At 71.3% G+C, this 4,108-nt stretch carries 1 protein-coding gene; it reads right to left on the bottom strand.

Annotation, left to right across the window (positions count from 1 at the left end):
* A partial coding sequence (locus ACQKIP_RS41590; protein WP_427745385.1) for a condensation domain-containing protein occupies positions 1-4,108 on the bottom strand: 4,108 nt, incomplete at both ends.

Here is a 4,108-nt window from a genome sequence, read left to right as displayed (position 1 = left end):
GCACCACGCTGGCCACCGTCACTCCGGCCGTACGGATCATCTCCGCCAGCGCCTGCGGATCGGTGCGCTCCTCCCCGGTCGCGATCGCCAGCGTGCCGCCCGCTGCGAGCGTCACCGCCACGTCCAGCACGGCGGCGTCGAAGCTGAACGACGCGAACTGCAGCGCCGTCGTCCCCTCCGCGACACCCAGCACCGGGCGCATCGCCTCGGCCAGATTCACCACACCCCGGTGCGCGACCGCCACGCCCTTCGGACGTCCGGTCGAGCCGGAGGTGTAGATCACATACGCGAGCTGATCCGGTCCGACCGCGACATCGAGGGGGGCGTCCGACTCGGCGGCGATCGCCGGCCCGGCGTCGGCCAGCCGCTCGGCGTCGATCACCACCGAGGCGCCGCTGTCGACCGTCATGAACTGCAGGCGGTCTGCGGGGTATTCGGGATCCAGCGGCACATAGGCGCCGCCGGCCTTCCACACCGCCAGCATCGACACCACCATGTCGACACCCCGCGGCAACCGCAGACCCACCCGCGACTCCCATCCCACCCCAAGCCCGCACAGGTAGCGGGCCAGCCGGTTCGACCGGTCATCCAGCTCCCCGTACGAGAGGGACTCCTCTCCGCAGCGCACCGCCACCGCGTTCGGCGTGAGCAGCGCCCAGTCCTCGAACAGCTCCAGCCAGGTGTCCGCCGGTACCGGCCGCGCCGTGTCGTTCCACTGGTCGAGGACCAGGGACCGCTCCGCCGCGTCGAGGGCGTCCAACGTGCCGATACGAGTGTCCGGCTCGGCCGCCATCCGGGTCAGCACCCGTATCAGGCGCTCCGAGATCGCCAGGGCCGCCGGCGCGTCGAAGCTGTCCAGCCGGTGATCGAGCCGCAGCCGCAGCCCGTCGATCGGGTCCACACCCAGCGTCAGCGCGAAGTGGGTCGATTCGCGGACCCCGGTGCCGGTCAGGCGCAGCGGCTGCGGGGGGCCGCTCTCGCCGGCCCGGTAGTTCTCGAATGCCAGCAGCGTGTCGAAGCCCGCGCCCGGACCCGCCAGCCGCTGGATCTCGGTAAGGCCCAGGTGCTGGTGATCCAGCAGCGCGGACTGTTCCGCCTGCAGGTCGGCGAGCAGCTCCGCGACCGTCCGGGCGGGGTCGAATCGCACCCGTACCGGGATGGTGTTGATGAAGAGGCCCAGCATGTCCTCCATGCCCGGCAGCTCCGCCGGCCGCCCCGCGACCGTCGCTCCGAACACCACGTCCCTGCGGCCCGTCAAAGCACCGGCAACCAGCGCCCAGGCAGCCTGAATGACGGTGTTCAGCGTGACGCCGTACCGGCGGGCCAACTCGCGCAGTGCCCCGGTCAGTTTGGCGGTCGGCGCAAAGGTGAGCTGGTCGGTCGGGCTCGGCGTGCTGTCTGGGGTGGCGGGGGCCACGAGCGTCGGTTCGTCGGCCCCTGCCAGGGCCTGTGTCCAGGCGGCGCGCGCGGCGTCCTTGTCCTGGCGCGCGAGCCAGCCCAGGTACTCCCGGTAGGGGGTGACCGCGGGCAGTCCCGCGCCGCTGCCGCCCGCGGCGTAGGCGGCCCACACCTCCCGCAGCAGGATCGGCAGCGACCAGCCGTCCAGCAGAATGTGGTGCAGCGTGATCACCATGCAATAGCGGCCCGCGCCCAGCCGGATCAGCAACACGCGGATCAGCGGCGGCTCCGCCACATCAAAGCCCCGCACCCGCTCGGCCAGAGCCAGTTCCTCAGCCCGCTCCGGATCTTCCGTGAGGTCTTCTACGTGCCAGGGCAGCTGCACACCTTCGGCAATCACCTGCACCGGCTGTTCGATCCCCGGCACCTGGCGGAATCCGGCCCGCAGACTGCCATGCCGGTCAAGCACCGCCTGCCACGACGCCCGCAACACACCCGCGTCGAGCCGCCCCTCCAAGTCCAGAACAAGCTGCTCCACGTACACATCCGTGCCCTGCCGGTCAAACAGCGCATGGAACAACAGCCCTTCCTGCAACGGCGATACCGGCAACACCTCCACCAGCCCCGAAACCGCCGCCTCCAACTCCTCCACCTGCGACTGCCCCAACACCACCAACGGGAAATCAGACGGCGTATGACCACCACCACCCGACACCACATGAGCCTCAAACCCGGCCAGCATCTCCGCCCAGCCATCAACCAAACACTGCGCCGCCCCCGCGCCCAGCAGCCGCTCCGGCCACGCCAGCGTCAGCGTCAGCTCCGGACCCTCGGCCGAGTCATGGACGATGCCTTCGGCTTCTAGGGCGTGCATCGCCGACGCCCGGCTCGCGAAGCCCTCTCCCAGTCCGTCGCCGATCAGCTGCCAGTCGTCCGAGCGGCTGCTGAAGCGGCCCAGGTAGTTGAATCCGACCTGCGCGGGCGGCAATCCGGCCAGCGCCGCCGCCGTATCCGCATGCAGATACCGGAGCATGCCGTAGCCAAGACCGTCCTCGGGCACGGCGCGCAGCTGCTCCTTGACTCCTTTGACGACCTCGCCGACCGCCACCGAGTCACCGGCCTCCAGCCGGACTGGATGCATTCCCGTGAACCAGCCCACCGTCCGCGACAGATCCACCCCGTGGCTGCCGGACAGCTGCCGGCCGTGGCTCTCGACATCCACCAGGAACGAAATCCTGCCCTGGTCGCCCCACGCCCCTATCGCCGCCGCCAACCCTGCCAGCAGCACCTCATCGACCTTGGCACCGAAGGCCGCCGGCACCCCGGTCAACAACGCCGACGTCACCGGCGCCGGCACTCGCACCGACACCCGCCGCACCGTGGTGCCCAAGTCCGTGGCCGGGTCCAGCGGCAGCGTCGTCAGCAGCGGGTCGGAACCCGTCTGTATCGCGGTCCACGCTTCCAGTTCCGCCAGCCGCTCCGGACTTGCGGCCTGCGCCTGCAGCTCCCGTGCCCAGTGCCGGAACGACGTCGCCACCGGTGCCAGCGCCGGCTCCCGGCCCGCGGCCAATGCCCCACACGCCTCCGCCAGATCCGGCAGCAGCACCCGCCATGACACCCCATCCACGGCCAAGTGATGAACCACCAGCAGCAACCGGCCCGGCGTATCCGCCCCGGCGTCAAACCACACCGCCTGCACCATCACTCCGGCCAGCGGATCCAACCGGCCCACCGCCGCCCGCGCTTCCGCCTCCGCATCCGCGTCGGCCGCATCCACCCGGCACACCCACGCCCGCTCCGGCACCGCCTCCGGCACGACAAGCCGCGCCTCCGCACCCGGCACCAACCTTGCCCGCAGCACGTCATGCCGCGCCACCAGCGCCTGCACCGCCCGCGTCAAGGTGGCCGTGTCCGTTCCCTGCGGGGTCGCGACCAGGGCCGACTGGAAGACCTCCGAGAGGTCTTCCGGCCGCACCCGCTGCAGCAGTTCGAGCATGACGGGAGTGAGCGGCACCTCTCCCGTGCCGGCAGCGGAGTCGACGGCTGCGGGAGCGTCGCCCGGGGGCAGCGCGAGCGCGGCGATACGGGCGGCGGTCCGCTCCTCGAAGATCTGCCTGGTCGTGACCGCGAGGCCGGCCCGGCGGGCGCCGGATACGACCATCATCGACAGGATCGAGTCTCCGCCGAGTGCGAAGAAGTCGCCGTCGGCACCGACCTCCCCCACGCCCAGGACCTCGGCGAAGAGATCGCACAGCAGCAGTTCGGCGGGCGTCTCGGGTGCCCGGCGCGGTTCGCGTACGGTCGGGGCGGGCAGTGCCGCCTTGTCGACCTTGCCGTTGGGGGTGAGCGGCAGCGCGTCCAGCACGGTCACCGTGGCGGGGACCATGTGCTCCGGCAGGCGCACCGCGGCGAAGGCGTGCACGGCGGCGGAAGCGAGCTCGCCGACAGCGACCACATAGGCGGCGAGACGGTCCTCCCGCGCGACCACCACCGCTTGGGCGACCGCAGGGTGCGCCGTGAGGACGGACTCGACCTCGCCGAGTTCGATGCGGAAGCCGCGGATTTTGACCTGCTCGTCGGCGCGCCCCTGGAAGTGCAGCAGCCCGTCCTCGCTCCACTTCGCAAGGTCGCCGGTGCGATACATCCGCCCGCCGTGCGCGTACGGGCAGGCCACAAAGCGCTCCGCCGTCAGCTCCCGGCGGCCCAGGTA

The sequence above is a fragment of the Streptomyces sp. NPDC059900 genome, assembly GCF_050270335.1.
Classification (GTDB): Bacteria; Actinomycetota; Actinomycetes; order Streptomycetales; family Streptomycetaceae; genus Streptomyces.
Note: the sequence above shows the minus strand (reverse complement) of the source record. Positions and strands in the feature narration are given on the sequence as shown.